The following is a 19,954-nucleotide window of genomic DNA, read 5'->3' as shown; positions in this document are numbered from 1 at the left end:
TGCGGCTTACCAGGTTTGGGTGGCCTTGAACTTCTCGATACCGGCTTTGATGCCAGCGTCGATTTCGTCGTTGAAGTCACCCTTCACGTTGATCTTCGCCATCAGTTCGGCGTGATCACGGTTGAAGTAGGAAATCAGCGCTTGTTCAAAGCTGCCGACTTTGGCGATTTCAACGTCGGTCAGGAACCCACGCTCAGCGGCATACAGCGACAGCGCCATGTCCGCGATGGACATTGGAGCGTATTGCTTCTGCTTCATCAGCTCGGTAACACGTTGACCGTGCTCGAGTTGCTTACGGGTGGCTTCGTCCAGGTCAGAAGCGAACTGGGCGAATGCCGCCAGTTCACGGTACTGAGCCAGAGCGGTACGGATACCACCGGAGAGCTTCTTGATGATCTTGGTCTGAGCGGCACCACCCACACGGGATACCGAAACACCGGCGTTAACTGCAGGGCGGATGCCCGAGTTGAACATGGCCGATTCCAGGAAGATCTGACCGTCGGTGATGGAAATCACGTTGGTCGGAACGAACGCGGAAACGTCGCCAGCCTGGGTTTCGATGATCGGCAGTGCGGTCAGGGAACCGGTCTTGCCAGTTACAGCACCGTTGGTGAACTTCTCGACGTACTCTTCGGAAACGCGCGATGCACGCTCCAGCAGACGGGAGTGGAGATAGAACACGTCACCTGGGTACGCTTCACGTCCTGGTGGACGGCGCAGCAGCAGGGAGATCTGACGGTAGGCAACGGCCTGCTTGGACAGGTCATCGTATACGATCAGCGCGTCTTCACCGCGGTCACGGAAGAACTCGCCCATGGTGCAACCGGCGTATGGCGCCAGGAATTGCAGTGCGGCGGATTCCGAAGCACTGGCAACCACCACGATGGTGTTGGCCAGGGCGCCGTTTTCTTCCAGCTTGCGAACGATGTTGGCAACGGTGGAACGCTTTTGGCCGACAGCAACATAAACACAGAAAATACCGGAGTCTTTCTGGTTGATGATGGCGTCGATCGCCATGGCGGTCTTACCGATCTGACGGTCACCGATGATCAGCTCACGCTGGCCACGGCCGACTGGGATCATGGCGTCGACAGATTTGTAGCCAGTCTGTACAGGCTGGTCTACCGACTTACGCCAGATCACGCCTGGAGCAACTTTCTCGACCGCGTCGGTCTCGGTGTTGCCCAGTGGGCCTTTGCCGTCGATTGGGTTGCCCAGTGCGTCGACAACGCGACCCAGCAGTTCCTTACCAACTGGAACTTCGAGGATGCGGCCGGTGCACTTGGCGCTCATGCCTTCAGCGAGGGTGTCGTAAGCGCCCAGTACTACCGCACCAACGGAGTCTTGCTCCAGGTTGAGGGCCATACCGTAGACGCCGCCTGGAAATTCGATCATTTCGCCGTACATGACGTCGGCCAGACCGTAAATCCGCACGATGCCGTCAGAAACGCTGACGACAGTACCTTCGTTGCGAGCTTGAGAGGCTACATCGAGATTCTCGATGCGGCCCTTGATGATTTCACTAATTTCGGAAGGATTGAGTTGCTGCATTGCTCTGCTGCCCCTTCAAACTCAAGATTTCAATGCTTCGGCCAGTTTCGCGATTTTGCCGCGGACTGAGCCATCGATAACCAGGTCGCCGGCGCGGATTACGACGCCACCGATCAGGCTGGCATCCTCCGACACTTGCAGGCGCACTTCCCGGTCGAGCCGTGCACTGAGAACCTTGGCGAGTTTGTCTTGCTGTTCTTGGTTCAACGCAAAAGCACTGGTGACTTCCACGTCCACGGATTTCTCTTGTTCGGCCTTGTACAGCTCGAACAACGCCGAAATCTCCGGCAAAAGCAGGAGACGTTCGTTTTCCGCGGCAACTTGGATGAAACTCTTTGCCTGTGCATCAAACTTGTCACCGCACACTTCAACAAAAGTGGCGGCCTTTTCTGCGCTCGTCAGTCGCGGGGCCTTGAGCAGGCGCTGCATGGTGTCGTCTTGCGACACCGCAGCAGCCAGGCCGAGCATGGCTGACCAATTGGCCAGTTGCTGATGGGCCTGGGCATGCTCAAAGGCAGCCTTAGCGTAAGGTCGGGCCAACGTGGTCAGTTCTGCCATGATCGCCCTCGCTTAAATTTCAGCGGCCAGTTTGTTAACCAGCTCCGCATGCGCGTTTTGATCGATTGTGGCGCCAAGGATTTTTTCAGCACCGCCAACGGCCAGGCTACCCACTTGGGCGCGCAGCGCGTCTTTGACGCCGTTAATTTCCTGTTCGATCTCGGCCTGAGCCTGAGCCTTCACACGGTCAGCTTCGACGCGGGCCTGATCACGGGCTTCCTCGACGATCTGAGCACCGCGCTTCTTGGCTTGCTCAATGATTTCAGCTGCCTGAGCCTTCGCTTCGCGCAGTTGCTGACCCACTTTATCTTGGGCCAACTCCAGGTCGCGAGCTGCTCGGTTGGCAGCGTCCAGTCCATCCGCGATCTTCTTCTGACGTTCTTGCAATGCCGCGATGACCGGAGGCCACACGAACTTCATGCAGAACAGCACAAAAATGAAGAACGCAACGGACTGACCAATCAGGGTTGCATTAATGTTCACGCCAACACCTCGCTCGTTCTTTGTCCATCACACCAAACCACTCGAGAATTCGAGTGATTAGCCGGCGATTTGACCAACGAAGGGATTAGCGAAGGTGAAGAACAGAGCGATACCAACACCGATCATGGTTACGGCGTCGAGCAGACCGGCAACGATGAACATTTTAACTTGCAGCATTGGAACCATCTCTGGCTGGCGAGCAGCGCCTTCCAGGAACTTGCCGCCCAGCAGGCCGAAACCAATGGCGGTACCCAGGGCACCCAGGCCGATCAGCAGAGCAACAGCGATAGCGGTAAGACCAACTACAGTTTCCATCTTTCCTCCCGACTTTTACGTCGTATTGGTTAGGTTTTTTAGTTTGAAGCGGTAAAACAAAATCGATTGGTACAGCTGCCCTTGCGGACTTTTTCGACCCTCCCCGGTACAGGCGGAAGGGTCATCAGACACGCCAGGCGGTCTTAATGGTTATCTTCGTGAGCCATCGACAGGTAGACGATGGTAAGCATCATGAAGATGAACGCTTGCAGGGTGATGATCAGGATGTGGAACACAGCCCACGCCCATTGCAGCACCACACCCAGGCCGCTCAGCCACAGCAGGCCGCTGCCGAACATTACTGCGATCAGGATGAACACCAGCTCGCCGGCATACATGTTGCCGAACAGACGCAGTGCCAGCGAGATCGGCTTGGCGATCAGGGTGACGAATTCAAGCAGGAAGTTGACCGGAATCAGCAGGATCTGAACGAAAATGTTCTTGCTGCCGAACGGGTGCAGGGTCAGTTCGCCGAGGAAACCGCCGATGCCCTTGACCTTGATGCTGTAGAAAATGATCAGGGCGAACACGCTGAAGGCCATGGCCAGGGTCGCGTTCGGGTCGGTGGTCGAGACCGCGCGGAACGGAATGTGCGGATCACCGGAGATCAGGATGGCCAGCTGAGGAATCCAGTCGACCGGGATCAGGTCGATGGCGTTCATCAGGAAGACCCAGACGAAAATGGTCAGCGCCAGTGGGGCGATCACCGGGCTACGACCGTGGAAGCTGTCCTTGACGCTGCCGTCGACGAACTCAACCAGCACTTCAACGAAGTTCTGCAGGCCGCCAGGCTGACCGGAAGTCGCCTTCTTGGCTGCCATGCGGAACAGGAATACGAAAAGCAGACCCAGTGCGACCGACCAACCCAGGGTATCCAGGTGGAAAGCCCAGAAGCCCATTGCTTTGGCTTCTGCTGCGGAATGGGCAAAGCCCCATCCGCCGTCTGGTAGTTGACCGAAGGTCAGGTTCTGCAAGTGGTGCTGGATATAGCCCGAAGCGGTTTCTGCTGCCATGGTTGCCTCAAACGCCCTAAGGTCTCGAAAGTCTTATATTCATCAGCAGGGGCGCGAACCAGCTGACCAACTGGGTCAGCAGAAAGACACCGAAGACTGCTAACGGCGCCAATGGCTTCACTCCTGCAAACGTCAGTGCAAACAACACTGCCGTCAAAATCAATTTGCCTGCTTCGCCAGCGTAAAACGACTTGACGATAGCCTGCGCTGCCCTGGCCCCCGTGTAACGAAAAGCCTTCCAGGCGAAATACACATTTGGCAGCCAGGCAATCAGTCCTCCGCAGAGTGCTGAATATCCACTGACCGCCCCGTGCCACTGCCACAACGCCAAAGTTGCCAGCAGAAACACGACACATTGAGCCAACAGTACCGGAAAAACCGCCCAGCGATGGAAAGGCAAGCGGTTTGGCGTGCGTGTTTCCATCACAACTGCTCCTCGAAAGTCGACCAACCAGTCAGCTATGACTTGGCATAATTTGTGCCGACAAAATGCGCGCAGAGTATAGGGGCGGTTTAACCCCTATTCAACTGCCGGGTAGTGATTTCCGACTACGCGCTACAAAAGCAATTGTTTCAGCGGATGTGAGCTAGCACACCTTGCAACTCATCTAACGAGTTGTAACGGATAACTAACTGACCTTTTCCCTTGTTGCCGTGACGTATCTGTACTGCCGAGCCCAAACGCTCTGCCAGACGTTGTTCAAGCCGGGTGATGTCCGGGTCTGGCTTGGCCGGTTCGACCGGTTCCGGCTTGCCATTGAGCCACTGGCGCACCAGTGCTTCGGTCTGCCGTACGGTCAGGCCACGTGCGACAACGTGACGCGCCCCGTCCACCTGCTGTTCTTCCGGTAAACCAAGCAATGCCCGGGCATGCCCCATTTCCAGATCGCCATGCGAGAGCATGGTCTTGATCACTTCCGGCAGCGAGATCAGGCGCAGCAGGTTGGCCACGGTAACCCGCGACTTGCCCACAGCATCGGCAACCTGCTGCTGGGTCAGCTGGAATTCCACCTGCAGACGCTGCAGGGCAATGGCCTCTTCCACCGGGTTGAGGTCTTCGCGCTGGATGTTCTCGATCAGGGCCATGGCGATGGCCGCTTCGTCGGGCACATCGCGGACCATGGCCGGAATGGTTTCCATGCCGGCCTGCTGGCTGGCGCGCCAACGGCGTTCGCCGGCGATGATTTCGAAGCGGTTGTCAGCAATCGGGCGCACCACGATCGGCTGCATCACGCCCTGGCTCTTGATCGACTGAGCCAGTTCTTCCAACGCTTGCGGGTCCATGTCCCGACGTGGCTGGTACTTGCCGCGCTCGATCAGGTCGAGCGGCAGATGTTGCAGTTCTTTCTGGTCGACCTTCACAGCCTGCTCTTCGAGCGCGCTGACGGTAGGACCACTGAGCAGTGCATCCAACCCACGTCCGAGACCCCGTTTCTTAACGGCCATACGGATTCCTTAAGTTGTTTGTGCAGTGCGTGATGGACGGCGCTGACGGCGTACCAGTTCCCCAGCCAGGGCCAGGTAAGCCAGCGCGCCGCGCGATTGCTTGTCATACGCCAGGGCCGGCATGCCGAAACTCGGCGCCTCGGCCAGGCGGATGTTACGCGGGATCACCGTGTCGTAGAGCTGATCGCCAAAGTGTTCCTTGAGCTGCGCGGAGACATCGTTGATCAGGCTCAAGCGCGGGTCGTACATGGTCCGCAACAGGCCTTCAACCTTCAGGTTCGGGTTCAGACGCTCACCGATACGCTTGATGTTATCCACAAGGTCGCTCAAACCTTCCAGGGCAAAGTATTCACATTGCATCGGAATGATCACGCCATCGGCGGCGACCAGGGCGTTGAGGGTCAGCATCGACAACGACGGCGGGCAGTCGATCAGGATGTAGTCGTAGTTCTCGCGGATCGGCGCCAGCGCGGTGCGCAGGCGGCTCTCCTTCATCTGCATTTCCAGCAGCACCACTTCCGCGGCAGTCAGGTCGCGGTTGGCCGGCAGCAGTTGATAACCACCGTGCTCGGAGAAGTGCATGGCCTGGGCCAGATCGCATTCACCGATCAGCAGGTCGTAGACCGAATGTTCCAGGACGTGTTTATCCACACCGCTACCCATGGTGGCGTTGCCCTGTGGATCGAGATCGATCAGCAGCACCCGGCGCTTGGTAGCGACCAGCGATGCTGCGAGGTTGATACAGGTGGTGGTCTTGCCCACACCACCCTTCTGGTTCGCGATAGCGAATACCTTAGCCATTCTTGCTTGTGTTCCCAATCATGCCGTGCGGCGCAGTATCAGCAGATGGCGCTGGCCTTGGCAACCCGGAACGGTCAAGGCCTGCTCGCTATCCACTCTGAAATCTGCCGGCAATGCTACCAGCTCATCGGCAGGATGCAGCCCTTTCATTGCCAGCCACTGCGTCTGTTCGTCGCCAAGGTGGCGCGTCCAGTTGGTGAAGTTCTCCATGCTGCTGAAAGCCCGGGAAACAATTCCGCTGAACGGCTGCGTTGGCTGGAACTCTTCGACCCGCTTGTGGATAACTGTCAGGTTATCCAGCTTCAGCTCAAGTTTTACCTGGGTCAGGAAGCGGGTCTTCTTGCCATTGCTGTCGAGCACCGTGACTTGCTTGTCCGGATGCAGGATCGCCAGGGGAATACCGGGCATGCCGCCGCCGCTGCCAACGTCGAGCCAGCGCTCGCTGTGGATAAACGGCATGACGCTCAAGCTGTCGAGCAGATGGCGGGACACCATTTCGTCCGGATTACGCACGGCGGTCAGGTTGTAGGCCTTGTTCCACTTGATCAGCAAGGCCAGGTAGGCCAGCAATTGCGCATGCTGCGCCTCGCTCAGCTCGACACCGAGCTGGCGGGCACCTGTGGACAACTCTTCGGCGTGTTGAGGGGTGACCTGAGAACTCAAGCGCTTTGCTCCAACTCGCGGCCAGCGCCGCGTTTTTTCAGATGAATCAGCAACAGGGAAATCGCCGCCGGGGTCACACCGGGGATCCGCGACGCCTGGCCCAGGGTTTCAGGCCGGGTCTGACCGAGCTTGCTCTGAATCTCCTTGGACAGACCGGAAATACCGCTGTAGTCGATATCGTCGGGCAGGCGGGTATCTTCGCTGGCACGCAGCCGGGCGATTTCTTCCTGTTGCCGGTCGATGTAACCGGCGTATTTGGTCTTGATCTCGACCTGTTCGGCCACTTGCGGGTCGATCTCGCTGCCGCCGGTCACTTCCATCAGGCCAGCGTAGTCGATTTCCGGACGGGTCAGCAGGTTGAGCAGGTTGTACTCGTGGCTCAACGGCGTGCCGAATTTCTCGGCAATGGCCTGACCTTGCGCGGTGTCCGGACGAACCCAGGTGGATTTCAGCCGTTGCTCTTCCAGCGCGATGCTTTCGCGCTTGGCGCTGAAAGCAGCCCAGCGCTGGTCATCGACCAGACCCAGCTCGCGGCCTTTTTCGGTCAGGCGCAGATCGGCGTTGTCTTCGCGCAGGATCAGCCGGTATTCGGCGCGCGACGTGAACATGCGGTACGGCTCCTGGGTACCCAGGGTGATCAGGTCATCGACCAGCACGCCGATATACGCTTCGTCGCGGCGCGGGCACCAGCTTTCACGGCCTTGCGCACGCAGTGCGGCGTTGGTTCCGGCAAGCAGACCTTGCGCACCGGCTTCTTCGTAGCCGGTGGTGCCGTTGATCTGCCCGGCGAAGAACAGACCGCCGATGACTTTGGTTTCCAGACTGTACTTGAGATCACGCGGGTCGAAGTAGTCGTACTCGATGGCGTAGCCCGGACGCACGATGTGCGCGTTTTCCATGCCGCGGATCGAGCGGACGATCTCCAGTTGCACGTCGAACGGCAAGGATGTGGATATCCCGTTCGGGTACAGCTCGTGAGTGTTCAGGCCTTCCGGCTCGATGAACACCTGGTGGCTTTCCTTGTCGGCAAAGCGATGGATCTTGTCTTCGATCGACGGGCAATAGCGCGGACCGATGCCTTCGATGACCCCGGAGTACATCGGCGAACGGTCGAGGTTCGAAGCAATGATTTCGTGGGTACGGGCATTGGTGTGGGTAATCCAGCAGCTCACTTGCCGCGGATGCATGGCCTTGTCGCCCATGAACGACATCACCGGAATCGGCGTATCGCCAGGCTGCTCGGTCATTACCGAGAAATCCACAGAGCGACCGTCGATACGTGGCGGGGTGCCGGTTTTCAAGCGGCCGACGCGCAGCGGCAATTCACGCATGCGATGGGCCAGGGCGATTGCCGGCGGATCACCGGCGCGGCCGCCGGAGTAGTTCTGCAGACCAATGTGGATAAGTCCACCGAGGAAGGTCCCGGTGGTCAATACCACGGAGTCGGCGAGAAAACGCAGACCCATTTGCGTCACTACACCACGCACCTGGTCCTGCTCGACGATCAGGTCATCGCAGGACTGCTGAAATATCCACAGGTTGGGTTGGTTCTCAAGAATCTCGCGCACTACCGCTTTGTAGATAGCGCGGTCGGCCTGGGCGCGAGTAGCGCGTACGGCCGGGCCTTTGCGGTTGTTCAAAACACGGAATTGGATACCGCTCTTGTCAGTAGCCAGCGCCATGGCGCCGCCGAGCGCGTCAATTTCCTTGACCAGGTGGCTCTTGCCGATGCCACCGATGGCCGGGTTGCAACTCATATGACCGAGGGTTTCCACGTTATGGGTCAGCAGCAGGGTTTTTACGCCCATGCGTGCAGACGCAAGCGCAGCCTCGGTACCGGCATGGCCGCCGCCGATGACGATCACTTCAAAACGGGAAGGGAAATCCACCACGCACCTCGTGCCTGTTTCGGGAATAGATAGGGATAACGCACAAGTATAGGGACTTACCCCCCTCTAAAGGAACCTTTTGCACAAAATTTAACCAGGCTGTGGATGAGTGGCGAGCAATAGAAATAAAGAGAGAGAAATTTATTAAAGCTTTGTTTTTATGTTTATTCTTATGCACCACCCTTTCTGTGGATAAGGTTCTACAGGCCTTTATTTACCTTATGTACAGAGGTTCAAAACCCTGTGGTCTACCGGCCATGAGCGTTCTGGATAAGCGCTTTAAGCCTGTGGATGAAATGCCTACTTACCCACAAGCGGATTTATCTTCAGCTTTGAAGGGCAGTTATCAACGGAGCTGAGGCGGGGTTTTCCACAGGGCTTATTTCACAGATTTGTGGATAGCCGCGCAGGCAGGAAGGCAGGACTCGCGCATTGGCAGTCCTGAAAGGAAGGGAAAATCGAAGGAAGGAGTACAGCAGCCAGGCCCGTTGCAGACCCGGCTGTGGATAAAGACGCTTACTTGCCGATGCAGAAGCTGGAGAAGATTCGGCCCAGGAGGTCGTCGGAACTGAATGCACCGGTGATTTCACCCAAGGCTTGCTGAGCCTGGCGCAGATCCTCTGCCAGCAGTTCACCGGCACCCGCGAGGGTCAGTTGGGCACGACCGTGTTCCAGGTGTGCACTGGCCTGGCGCAGTGCCTCCAGATGACGCCTGCGGGCGCTGAAGCTGCTTTCGGCGGTCTGTTCATAACCCATGCAGGCCTTCAGGTGCTCGCGCAGCAGCTCAAGCCCCGTGTCGGCATCCTTGGCACTGAGGGTAATGGTGACGTGGCCATCAGCGCTTTGTTCCATGGCGACCGTCTCAGCACTCAGATCTGCCTTGTTACGAATCAGCGTGACCTTCGCAGGATCCGGTCGCAGATCGAGGAATTCCGGCCACAGGGCAAAGGGATCACTGGCTTCCGGCGCGGTGGAATCGACGACCAACAACACCCGATCGGCTTCGTTGATGGCTTTGAGCGCACGCTCCACGCCGATCTTTTCCACATGATCGTCGGTATCGCGCAGTCCGGCAGTATCGACAACGTGCAGGGGCATGCCGTCGATGTGGATATGTTCGCGCAGGATGTCCCGGGTAGTGCCGGCAATGTCGGTGACAATGGCCGCCTCACGTCCGGCCAGAACGTTCAGCAAGCTCGACTTGCCGGCATTCGGCCGACCGGCGATCACTACGGTCATGCCATCACGCAACAAGGCCCCCTGCCCGGCCTCACGCTGCACTGTGGATAAATTCGTTCGCACGTCATCGAGCATGCTCAACACGTGGCCATCGGCGAGGAAGTCGATTTCCTCTTCGGGAAAGTCGATAGCCGCTTCGACATAGATCCGCAGGCTGATCAGTTTTTCGGTGAGGTTATCCACACGACGGGAAAATTCACCCTGCAGCGAGCGCAACGCATTGCGCGCCGCCTGTGCAGAACTGGCCTCGATGAGGTCGGCAATCGCTTCGGCCTGGGCCAGGTCAAGCTTGTCATTGAGGAATGCGCGTTCGCTGAATTCACCTGGGCGGGCCAGTCGGCAACCCAGTTGTACACAGCGCTGCAGGAGCATATCCAATACTACCGGACCACCGTGGCCCTGGAGTTCCAGCACGTCTTCGCCAGTGAAAGAGTTCGGGCCGGGAAAAAACAGCGCAATGCCTTCATCGATGACCAGGCCATCGTCAGCCCGAAACGGGCCGTAATGGGCATGCCGCGGCGTCAGAGGCTTTGCACAGATTGCCAGCCCGGCTTGCTGCGCCAGCGGCCCGGACAGCCGCACGATCCCCACGCCCCCACGTCCCTGGGCGGTAGCGATGGCGGCGATGGTTTCACGCACAGTGTTCATGCTCGAAGGCCTCACGACAAAAAACGACAGATAGCAAAACGCCCCACGAGGGGGCGTTTATCCACAGGTTAGCTGGCTAACCCGTTATGCAGCGGCTTTCTTGGTAGCCTTTTCGATGCTGCGGGTGATGTACCACTGCTGTGCGATCGACAGGCAGTTGTTCACAACCCAGTACAGCACCAGACCAGCCGGGAACCACAGGAAGAAGAAGGTGAAGATGATCGGCATCAGCTTCATCACCTTGGCCTGCATCGGATCCGGCGGCGTCGGGTTCAACTGCTGCTGGATGAACATGGTTGCGCCCATGATGATCGGCAGGATGAAGAACGGATCCTTGATCGACAGGTCGGTGATCCAGAACATCCACGGCGCCTGACGCATCTCGACGCTTTCCAGCAATACCCAGTACAGCGAGAGGAAGACCGGCATCTGCACCAGAATCGGCAGGCAGCCGCCCAGCGGGTTGATCTTCTCTTTCTTGTACAGCTCCATCATGGCTTGCGACATTTTCTGCCGGTCATCGCCATGTTGTTCTTTCAGCGCAGCCAGTTTAGGTGCCACGGCACGCATGCGCGCCATCGACTTGTAGCTGGCGGCGGACAGCGGGAAGAACAGCAGCTTGATCAGCATGGTCAGGACGATGATCGACCAGCCCCAGTTGCCGAGCAGGCTGTGGATATGTTGCAGCAACCAGAAGATCGGCTGAGCGATGAACCACAGAATGCCGTAGTCGACAGTCAGTTCCAGACCTGGGGACAACTCTTTGAGCTTGTCCTGGATCTTCGGACCGGCGTACAGCATGGTGCTGGTTTCGCCTTTGGCGCCAGCGGCTACGTTCAGCGCCGGACCGGTGAAACCGATGATGTAGTTGCCTTGGCTATCCTTGCGAGTCTGGACAATGTTGTTCTCAGACTTGTTTGGAATCCAGGCGGTCACGAAGTAGTGCTGCAGCCAGGCTACCCAACCGCCGGTAACATTTTCTTTCAGATTTCCCTTGTCGATGTCTTTCATCGACACCTTTTTGTAGGGTTCCGAACTTGTCCACAGGGCTGCACCCAGGTAGGTCGCAGTACCGGTCGCAGTGCTCGAAGATGGATCCGAGCTTGCGTCGCGCTTCAGTTGCGCAAACAGGTTACCGGTCCAAGGCTGGGCGCTCTGGTTGTCGATCAGGTAGGTAACGGTCAGGTCGTACTCACCGCGCTTGAAGCTGAAGCGCTTGATGTAGTTGACGCCGTTGTCGCTGAACTTCAGGTCGACGACCAGCTGGTTCTGACCATCAGCCAGTTGATAACTTTTCTGATCGGCGGCGTACAGCGGACGACCGCTTGGACGTGCATCCGGACCATTGGTACCGGTCAGGCCGCTTTGGGCCAGATAAGTACGCTCGCTACCGTTGTCGAACAACTGGAACGGAATGTCCGGATGATCCTGACGGCGCGGATACTTGGGCAGCATCAGCTGGGCGATGTCACCACCGTTTGGATCGATAGCCAGGTCGAGGACGTCAGTTTTGACCCGAATCAGGTCTTTGCTGACGGCAACCGGAGCCAGTTCGGCAGGGCTGGATTCAGCGTTGGCGCTTGGCACATCGGCGCTGGCGCCAGTGTTGCCGGCCTGCGCGGTGTCCGGCAAGGCCGGGGCAGCGTTGCTGGCAGCAGTATTCTGAGTCGGCAAGGCAGCTTGGCCGTAGTCCTGGTTCCAGTTAAGGACCATGACGTAGGACACGATTGCCAGGGCGACGATCAGGATCGTGCGTTTAATATCCATGATTACTCGGCTATCGAAGAAGAACGGGAAGAGGGAGCTGGCGGAACCGGGTCAAAACCGCCGGCATTCCACGGGTGACAACGCCCCAGGCGACGAACGGTTAGCCACCCGCCACGTAAAAGACCATGGTTTTCGATGGCTTCTAACGCGTAACAGGAGCAACTGGGGTAGAAACGACAGTGATTTGCCATCAGAGGACTAATGGCGTAACGGTAAAACTGGATCGGAACGAGTGCCAGTTTACGCATCATTTTTACTGTCTACCCCCACAGAGTCGGTGTTCACCACTGGAGCGGGCCGACTGCGTGCGAGGCGCTTCCAGAGCTTGCCAAAATGTTGGTGCAATTCTGGGTTTTCAATCTCGCCCAACCCTTTGCGCGCGACGATCACGATATCCCAACCTGCAAGCAAGTGCTGGTTCAGGCGAAACGAATCGCGCATCAGGCGTTTCAGGCGATTGCGTTGAACGGAGAGCTTGACGCTCTTTTTCCCGATCACAAGCCCCAGGCGGGGGTGATCCAGACCGTTCTCGCGGGCAAGGAGCAGCAGGTTTTTCCCTGGGACCTTGCCGGTTGGGGAGTCGAAGACCGCTTTGAATTGTCGGGGGATAAGCAGACGCTTTTCCCGACTGAAGTCCTGACTCACCACCTGTGCCGAAAAATCAAACTGCCAGGCGCTTACGGCCTTTGGCACGGCGACGCGACAGAACGGCACGACCGTTCTTGGTGGCCATACGGGCACGGAAACCGTGAGTGCGAGCGCGCTTGATGGTGCTTGGTTGGAAAGTACGTTTCATGGCGTGTTACCTGGTTCGTCGACAACGGGCCGGAATGGCCCCCGTTTTAAGAGACCGGCGATTCTAGAGAAAGCGCAGCCATAGGTCAATTTCCAACCAGCTTTTCCTTATAGACGGGAAATCAGTCGTTTCAGGTGAGGGCCTCCCGGAGGAGAACCATCACACGCTTAAACATAAAAAAAGAGAGAGGAATTATTTAAAGCTTTTCTGTAAAACTTATAAAGCTTAGGCGGCCAATATCTGTGGATAAATCTCTGCAGGCCTTTATTTACGTCGTGTACAGAGAACTGAAACCTTGTCGAGAAGAGGTGCTCTGGCTGTGTCGAAGGCTCGGAAAAGCTGTGGATCAAATCGATGGTTATCCACAGGGCGGTTATCCACCGATTTCAACCCCCAGTTGTGCAAAGACCTCAGGTGCGGTTATCCACAGAGCTTATTCACAGCACTGAAAGGCCATTTTGGTCACTAAGCTGCTGATTTATCGCCATCCTCAACGCACCTGCATGTGGATAACTGCGCTGCTGCTCGGTACAATGGGGGCTTGTTTTTGCCTCACCGGCTTTCAACTCAGGGGATATCCGTGTCAGTGGAACTTTGGCAGCAGTGCGTGGAGCTTCTGCGCGATGAACTGCCTGCCCAGCAATTCAACACCTGGATCCGTCCGCTACAGGTCGAAGCCGAAGGCGACGAGTTGCGCGTCTACGCGCCCAACCGTTTCGTTCTCGATTGGGTCAATGAAAAATACCTGAGCCGTCTGCTCGAGCTGCTGGGTGAGCATGGCAACGGCATTGCGCCTGCCCTTTCCTTATTAATAGGCAGCAGACGCAGTTCGGCGCCTCGTGCCGCTCCTAACGCACCACTGGCTGCCGCTGTTGCCGCATCCCAGGCGCAGGCTGCACAGACTGCCGTGGTCAACGAACCCGTTGCCGCACCGGTTGTTGCTCCGGCTGCGGCTGAAGTCGAGCAGGCGCCTTCGCGTGACAGCTTCGATTCCATGGGCGAATCCGCTAATGCGCCGGCGCCAAGCGGTCGTACCGAGCAACGTACCGTGCAGGTCGAAGGTGCGCTCAAGCACACCAGCTACCTGAACCGTACCTTTACCTTCGAGAACTTCGTCGAAGGTAAGTCCAACCAGTTGGCTCGCGCAGCCGCCTGGCAGGTCGCCGACAATCCCAAGCATGGCTACAACCCGCTGTTCCTTTATGGCGGCGTAGGCCTGGGTAAAACGCACTTGATGCATGCTGTGGGTAACCACCTGCTCAAGAAGAACCCGAATGCCAAGGTGGTCTACCTGCATTCCGAGCGTTTCGTTGCGGACATGGTCAAGGCACTGCAGCTCAATGCCATCAACGAGTTCAAGCGCTTCTATCGTTCGGTGGATGCGTTGCTCATCGATGACATTCAGTTCTTCGCCCGTAAAGAGCGTTCCCAGGAAGAGTTTTTCCACACCTTCAACGCCTTGCTCGAAGGCGGTCAGCAGGTAATCCTGACCAGTGACCGTTATCCGAAAGAGATTGAAGGGCTGGAAGAGCGTCTGAAATCGCGCTTTGGCTGGGGCCTGACCGTCGCGGTCGAGCCGCCGGAACTGGAAACCCGTGTTGCGATCCTGATGAAGAAGGCAGACCAGGCCAAGGTAGACTTGCCGCATGACGCTGCTTTCTTTATTGCCCAGCGTATTCGCTCCAACGTCCGTGAACTTGAAGGTGCTCTGAAGCGCGTCATCGCTCATTCGCACTTCATGGGACGCGACATCACCATTGAGCTGATTCGTGAATCGCTCAAGGATCTTCTCGCGCTGCAGGACAAACTGGTGAGTGTGGATAACATCCAGCGCACTGTGGCCGAGTACTACAAGATCAAGATCTCCGATCTGCTGTCCAAACGCCGTTCCCGTTCGGTGGCCCGCCCGCGTCAGGTGGCCATGGCCCTGTCCAAGGAACTGACCAACCACAGCTTGCCGGAAATCGGTGACGTCTTCGGCGGCCGCGACCACACCACCGTGTTGCACGCGTGCCGCAAGATCAACGAACTCAAGGAATCCGACGCGGATATCCGCGAGGACTACAAGAACCTGCTGCGGACCCTGACGACGTGATTGGCGTCAGCGCAGCTTATTAAGGCAAGGGACTAGACCATGCACTTCACCATTCAACGCGAAGCCCTGTTGAAACCCCTGCAACTGGTCGCAGGCGTCGTCGAGCGCCGCCAGACCTTGCCGGTACTGTCCAATGTACTGCTGGTTGTTCAGGGTCAGCAGCTTTCACTCACCGGTACAGACCTGGAAGTGGAACTGGTTGGCCGTGTTCAACTGGAAGAGCCTGCCGAGCCAGGCGAAATCACCGTACCTGCACGCAAGCTCATGGATATCTGCAAGAGCTTGCCGAACGACGCGCTGATCGACATCAAGCTCGACGAGCAGAAGATTGTGGTCAAGGCCGGACGCAGCCGTTTCACCCTGTCGACCCTGCCAGCCAATGACTTCCCGACTGTTGAAGAAGGCCCGGGTTCGCTGACCTGTAACCTCGAGCAAAGCCGTCTGCGCCGCCTGATCGAGCGCACCAGCTTCGCCATGGCCCAGCAGGACGTACGTTACTACCTCAACGGCATGCTGCTGGAAGTGTCCACCAACACCCTGCGTGCGGTGGCCACCGACGGTCACCGTCTGGCCATGTGCTCGATGAGTGCCGACATCGGCCAGGCTGACCGTCACCAGGTCATCGTGCCGCGCAAAGGTATCCTTGAGCTGGCGCGCTTGCTCACCGAGCCGGATGGCATGGTCAGCATCGTCCTGGGCCAGCATCACATCCGCGCTACAACAGGTGAGTTCACCTTCACCTCGAAGCTGGTAGATGGCAAGTTCCCCGACTACGAGCGTGTACTGCCCAAGGGCGGTGACAAGCTGGTGCTGGGTGATCGCCAGGCGCTGCGTGAAGCATTCAGCCGTACCGCGATTCTGTCGAACGAGAAGTACCGTGGCATCCGTCTGCAGCTGGCCAGCGGTCAGTTGAAGATCCAGGCCAACAACCCTGAGCAGGAAGAAGCGGAAGAAGAAATCAGCGTCGACTACAACGGTAGCGCGCTGGAAATCGGCTTCAACGTCAGCTACCTGCTGGATGTACTGGGCGTCATGACCACTGAGCAAGTTCGCCTGATCCTGTCTGACTCCAACAGCAGTGCGCTGCTGCAGGAAGCTGACAACGACGACTCCGCTTACGTTGTCATGCCGATGCGTCTGTAACTTCTAGATGTCCCTCAGTCGCGTTTCTGTCACCGCGGTGCGTAACCTGCACCCGGTGACATTCTCCCCCTCCCCCCGCATCAATATCCTGTACGGCGCCAACGGCAGCGGCAAAACCAGCGTGTTGGAAGCTGTTCATCTGCTCGGCCTGGCCCGTTCCTTTCGCAGCACTCGTCTGACGCCAGTCATCCAGTATGAGCAATTGGCCTGTACGGTTTTTGGCCAGGTTGAATTGAGCGAAGGTGGTTCGAGTAACCTGGGTATTTCGCGGGATCGGCAAGGTGAGTTCACCATTCGCATCGACGGGCAGAATGCCCGTAGTGCTGCGCAACTGGCAGAGATTCTGCCACTGCAATTGATCAACCCGGACAGCTTTCGCTTGCTCGAAGGTGCGCCGAAAATTCGCCGGCAGTTCCTTGATTGGGGTGTGTTCCACGTGGAACCACGCTTCATGGCCACATGGCAACGCCTGCAGAAGGCTTTGCGGCAGCGGAACTCATGGTTGCGGCATGGTACACTTGACGCTGTTTCGCAAGCGGCCTGGGACCGGGAACTGTGCCTGGCCAGTGCTGAAATAGATGAATACCGCCGAAATTACATCAAGGCCTTGAAGCCCGTCTTTGAGCGAACCCTGAGCGATTTGGTCGAGCTCGAAGGGCTGACCCTGAGTTATTACCGTGGCTGGGACAAGGATCGAGAACTCAGTGAAGTGCTCGCCTCTTCCTTGCAACGAGATCAGCACATGGGCCATACCCAGGCCGGACCACAACGCGCTGATTTGCGCCTGAGACTCGGCGCTCATAACGCCGCCGATATTTTGTCTCGGGGCCAGCAGAAACTTGTGGTCTGCGCGTTGCGTATCGCCCAGGGACATTTGGTCAGCCAGGCGCGGCGCGGCCAATGTATTTATCTAGTGGATGACTTGCCATCCGAGTTGGATGAGCAGCACCGTCGCGCACTTTGCCGCTTGTTGGAAGACTTACGCTGCCAGGTATTTATCACCTGTGTAGATCACGAATTATTGAGGGAAGGCTGGCAGACGGAAACGCCAGTTGCTTTGTTCCACGTGGAACAGGGCCGTATCACCCAGACCCACGACCATCGGGAGTGAAGGCATGAGCGAAAATCAAACGTACGACTCCTCCAGCATTAAAGTGCTGAAAGGGCTAGATGCCGTGCGCAAGCGTCCCGGTATGTACATTGGCGACACCGATGATGGTAGCGGCCTGCACCACATGGTGTTCGAGGTGCTCGATAACTCGATCGACGAGGCACTCGCCGGCCACTGTGATGACATTACCGTAATCATTCACCCAGACGAATCCATCAGTGTTCGCGACAACGGTCGCGGCATCCCAGTCGACGTGCATAAAGAGGAAGGCGTATCCGCCGCCGAGGTCATCATGACCGTCCTGCACGCTGGCGGTAAGTTCGACGACAACTCCTACAAAGTATCCGGCGGCCTGCACGGTGTAGGTGTTTCTGTGGTTAACGCCCTGTCCGAAGAGCTGATCCTGACTGTTCGCCGTAGCGGCAAGATCTGGGAACAGACCTATGTTCACGGTGTTCCTCAAGCTCCGATGGCCATCGTCGGTGACAGTGAAACCACCGGTACCCATATCCACTTCAAGCCGTCGTCCGAAACCTTCAAAAACATCCACTTCAGCTGGGACATCCTGGCCAAGCGGATTCGTGAACTGTCGTTCCTCAACTCCGGCGTCGGCATCCTCTTGAAGGACGAGCGTTCGGGCAAGGAAGAGTACTTCAAGTACGAAGGCGGTCTGCGTGCCTTCGTTGAGTACCTGAACACCAACAAGACCCCGGTCAACCAGGTGTTCCATTTCAGCGTTCAGCGTGAAGACGGCGTGGGCGTGGAAATCGCTCTGCAGTGGAACGACAGCTTCAACGAGAACCTGTTGTGCTTCACCAACAACATTCCGCAGCGCGACGGTGGTACCCACCTGGTCGGCTTCCGCTCGGCGTTGACCCGTAACCTGAACAACTACATCGAGCAGGAAGGTCTGGCCAAGAAGAACAAGGTTTCGACCACCGGCGACGACGCCCGTGAAGGTCTGACCGCGATCATTTCGGTTAAGGTGCCCGATCCTAAGTTCAGCTCGCAGACCAAGGACAAGCTGGTTTCTTCGGAAGTGAAAACTGCCGTGGAACAGGAGATGGGCAAGTACTTCTCCGACTTCCTGCTGGAGAACCCGAACGAAGCCAAGGCCGTCGTTGGCAAGATGATCGACGCCGCGCGTGCTCGTGAAGCAGCGCGCAAGGCGCGGGAAATGACTCGCCGTAAAGGCGCGCTGGATATTGCTGGTTTGCCAGGCAAACTGGCGGACTGCCAGGAGAAGGACCCTGCCCTTTCCGAACTGTACCTGGTGGAGGGTGACTCTGCAGGTGGTTCGGCCAAGCAAGGTCGTAACCGTAAGACCCAGGCCATCCTGCCGCTCAAGGGTAAGATCCTCAACGTCGAAAAAGCACGTTTCGACAAGATGATCTCGTCTCAGGAAGTCGGCACGCTGATTACTGCACTGGGCTGTGGTATCGGTCGCGAAGAGTACAACATCGACAAGCTGCGTTATCACAACATCATCATCATGACCGATGCTGACGTTGACGGTTCGCACATCCGTACCCTGCTGCTGACGTTCTTCTTCCGTCAGTTGCCGGAGCTGGTCGAGCGTGGCTACATCTATATCGCCCAGCCGCCACTGTACAAGGTCAAGAAAGGCAAGCAGGAGCAGTACATCAAAGACGACGAGGCCATGGAAGAGTACATGACCCAGTCGGCTCTGGAAGATGCCAGCCTGCACCTGGACGAATCGGCACCACCGGTTTCCGGCGTCGAGCTGGAGCGCCTGGTCAACGAATTCCGTACCGTGATGAAGACCCTCAAGCGTCTGTCGCGCCTGTATCCACAGGAACTGACCGAGCACTTCGTCTATCTGCCGGCCGTGTCCCTGGATCAGCTGGGCGACCACGCTGCCATGCAGGAATGGCTGGGCAAATTCGAAGAGCGTCTGCGCACCAGCGAGAAGTCGGGTCTGCTGTACAAGGCCAGCCTGCGTGAAGACAAAGAGCGTAATGTCTGGCTGCCGGAAGTGGAAATCACCTCCCATGGCCTGGCCAGCTATGTCACCTTCAACCGTGATTTCTTCGGTAGTAACGACTACCGTACCGTCACCGCCCTGGGCGCCCAGTTGAGCACCCTGCTCGGCGAAGGTGCCTATGTGCAACGTGGCGAGCGCAAGAAGGCGATCACCGAGTTCAAGGAAGCGCTCGACTGGCTGATGACCGAAAGCACCAAGCGTCACACCATCCAGCGCTATAAAGGTCTGGGTGAGATGAACCCGGACCAGCTGTGGGAAACCACCATGGACCCAACCGTGCGCCGCATGCTCAAGGTGACCATCGAAGACGCGATCGCTGCCGATCAGATCTTCAACACCCTGATGGGCGATGCAGTTGAGCCACGTCGTGAGTTCATCGAAAGCAACGCCCTGGCGGTGTCTAACCTGGACTTCTGATCAGGTGTAGGTTC

The 19,954-nt window shown here is 57.6% G+C and carries 19 protein-coding genes; 4 read left to right on the top strand and 15 right to left on the bottom strand.

The annotated features are described in order from the left end of the window. Positions 1-6 precede the first annotated feature (6 nt). From atpA to rpmH, 15 genes are all read right to left on the bottom strand, one after another. Complete coding sequence (gene atpA, locus AC07OF_RS00630; protein WP_038616135.1) at positions 7-1,551, bottom strand: F0F1 ATP synthase subunit alpha; 1,545 nt, start codon at positions 1,549-1,551, stop codon at positions 7-9. 21 nt (positions 1,552-1,572) lie between these two features. Continuing rightward, positions 1,573-2,109 carry a F0F1 ATP synthase subunit delta gene (locus tag AC07OF_RS00625; protein WP_038616138.1) on the bottom strand — a complete coding sequence of 179 codons (537 nt, stop codon included), beginning with the start codon at positions 2,107-2,109 and terminating at the stop codon, positions 1,573-1,575. Positions 2,110-2,121: 12 nt separating this feature from the next. After that, the gene (locus AC07OF_RS00620; RefSeq protein WP_157190611.1) at positions 2,122-2,592 is read right to left on the bottom strand and encodes a F0F1 ATP synthase subunit B; all 471 of its coding nucleotides are present in this window, start codon (positions 2,590-2,592) and stop codon (positions 2,122-2,124) included. Between the two features lie 57 nt (positions 2,593-2,649). Further along, entirely contained in the window at positions 2,650-2,907 is a 258-nt protein-coding gene (gene atpE, locus AC07OF_RS00615; RefSeq protein WP_003097235.1) for a F0F1 ATP synthase subunit C, read from the bottom strand. A 143-nt stretch (positions 2,908-3,050) separates the two neighbouring features. Beyond that, positions 3,051-3,920, bottom strand: a complete 870-nt coding sequence (gene atpB, locus AC07OF_RS00610; protein WP_010222723.1) for a F0F1 ATP synthase subunit A — start codon at positions 3,918-3,920, stop codon at positions 3,051-3,053. 16 nt (positions 3,921-3,936) lie between these two features. Next, positions 3,937-4,344, bottom strand: coding sequence for a F0F1 ATP synthase subunit I (locus AC07OF_RS00605; RefSeq protein ID WP_010222722.1), 408 nt, complete (start codon positions 4,342-4,344; stop codon positions 3,937-3,939). A 149-nt stretch (positions 4,345-4,493) separates the two neighbouring features. Continuing rightward, positions 4,494-5,366 (bottom strand): ParB/RepB/Spo0J family partition protein, encoded by an 873-nt coding sequence (locus tag AC07OF_RS00600; RefSeq protein ID WP_038605010.1) that lies wholly within the window; start codon positions 5,364-5,366, stop codon positions 4,494-4,496. 9 nt (positions 5,367-5,375) lie between these two features. Continuing rightward, the gene (locus AC07OF_RS00595; protein WP_028942555.1) at positions 5,376-6,167 is read right to left on the bottom strand and encodes a ParA family protein; all 792 of its coding nucleotides are present in this window, start codon (positions 6,165-6,167) and stop codon (positions 5,376-5,378) included. Between the two features lie 18 nt (positions 6,168-6,185). Then, positions 6,186-6,830: a 16S rRNA (guanine(527)-N(7))-methyltransferase RsmG gene (gene rsmG, locus AC07OF_RS00590; RefSeq protein ID WP_157190612.1), complete on the bottom strand. Its 645-nt coding sequence runs from the start codon at positions 6,828-6,830 to the stop codon at positions 6,186-6,188. Next, entirely contained in the window at positions 6,827-8,719 is a 1,893-nt protein-coding gene (mnmG, locus tag AC07OF_RS00585; RefSeq protein WP_157190613.1) for a tRNA uridine-5-carboxymethylaminomethyl(34) synthesis enzyme MnmG, read from the bottom strand. The genes rsmG and mnmG overlap by 4 nt, the downstream gene beginning before the upstream one ends. Positions 8,720-9,235: 516 nt before the next feature. Beyond that, positions 9,236-10,606, bottom strand: coding sequence for a tRNA uridine-5-carboxymethylaminomethyl(34) synthesis GTPase MnmE (gene mnmE, locus AC07OF_RS00580; RefSeq protein ID WP_476446295.1), 1,371 nt, complete (start codon positions 10,604-10,606; stop codon positions 9,236-9,238). Between the two features lie 84 nt (positions 10,607-10,690). After that, positions 10,691-12,373, bottom strand: a complete 1,683-nt coding sequence (gene yidC / locus AC07OF_RS00575; protein WP_157190615.1) for a membrane protein insertase YidC — start codon at positions 12,371-12,373, stop codon at positions 10,691-10,693. A gap of 2 nt (positions 12,374-12,375) precedes the next feature. After that, entirely contained in the window at positions 12,376-12,621 is a 246-nt protein-coding gene (gene yidD / locus AC07OF_RS00570; protein WP_075226616.1) for a membrane protein insertion efficiency factor YidD, read from the bottom strand. Then, entirely contained in the window at positions 12,614-13,021 is a 408-nt protein-coding gene (gene rnpA / locus AC07OF_RS00565) for a ribonuclease P protein component (protein WP_038616146.1), read from the bottom strand. Before rnpA ends, yidD begins: the two co-directional genes overlap by 8 nt. A 13-nt stretch (positions 13,022-13,034) precedes the next feature. After that, complete coding sequence (gene rpmH, locus AC07OF_RS00560; RefSeq protein ID WP_002551315.1) at positions 13,035-13,169, bottom strand: 50S ribosomal protein L34; 135 nt, start codon at positions 13,167-13,169, stop codon at positions 13,035-13,037. A 580-nt stretch (positions 13,170-13,749) separates the two neighbouring features. Between rpmH and dnaA the strand changes: the two genes are divergently transcribed. From dnaA to gyrB, 4 genes are read left to right on the top strand one after another with little or no spacing between them, the layout of a single operon-like run. After that, positions 13,750-15,264, top strand: a complete 1,515-nt coding sequence (gene dnaA, locus AC07OF_RS00555; RefSeq protein WP_157190616.1) for a chromosomal replication initiator protein DnaA — start codon at positions 13,750-13,752, stop codon at positions 15,262-15,264. Positions 15,265-15,303: 39 nt separating this feature from the next. After that, complete coding sequence (gene dnaN, locus AC07OF_RS00550; protein WP_038605030.1) at positions 15,304-16,407, top strand: DNA polymerase III subunit beta; 1,104 nt, start codon at positions 15,304-15,306, stop codon at positions 16,405-16,407. A gap of 7 nt (positions 16,408-16,414) precedes the next feature. After that, positions 16,415-17,518, top strand: a complete 1,104-nt coding sequence (gene recF, locus AC07OF_RS00545) for a DNA replication/repair protein RecF (protein ID WP_157190617.1) — start codon at positions 16,415-16,417, stop codon at positions 17,516-17,518. 4 nt (positions 17,519-17,522) lie between these two features. Further along, positions 17,523-19,940 (top strand): DNA topoisomerase (ATP-hydrolyzing) subunit B, encoded by a 2,418-nt coding sequence (gene gyrB / locus AC07OF_RS00540; RefSeq protein ID WP_157190618.1) that lies wholly within the window; start codon positions 17,523-17,525, stop codon positions 19,938-19,940. Positions 19,941-19,954 lie beyond the last annotated feature (14 nt).

Source organism: Pseudomonas sp. GW821-FHT10B02, assembly GCF_059415665.1.
The sequence above is the reverse complement of the archived record's forward strand: the minus strand, read 5'-3'. Positions and strand labels throughout refer to the sequence as shown.